This window comes from Mesorhizobium sp. M1A.T.Ca.IN.004.03.1.1 (genome assembly GCF_003997555.1).
Taxonomy (GTDB): domain Bacteria; phylum Pseudomonadota; class Alphaproteobacteria; order Rhizobiales; family Rhizobiaceae; genus Mesorhizobium.
Genome location: NZ_RZTV01000927.1, coordinates 1 through 243 on the forward strand (window position 1 = coordinate 1; position 243 = coordinate 243).

1 protein-coding gene is annotated in these 243 nt (G+C 59.7%); it reads right to left on the bottom strand.

All coding sequences use genetic code 11. The features are described 5' to 3' along the window. Positions 1-243 (bottom strand): hypothetical protein (locus EOD29_RS36410; RefSeq protein WP_164764075.1); only part of this gene is annotated, 243 nt, incomplete at both ends.

The following is a 243-nucleotide window of genomic DNA, read 5'->3' on the forward strand; positions in this document are numbered from 1 at the left end:
TCCGAACCGAATAGTCCCCGATCTCCGCTCTGAGCCGTGGACCTTCCTCCATAACATTGTTTTCAAACGCGGCATGCATCTGCTCCAGAAGTCTCCCGGTTTTGAGTTCGCAGCGGGCCTTCTCTTGCTGCCCGACACGCGGCGACTCCTTGATGATCTCCCAGCAGGCGCGCACGCAACCGACCATCAGCGGCGTCTGGAAAACCACGGAAGCCGCATCAGAACGCAACTTGTTGCCGGGCG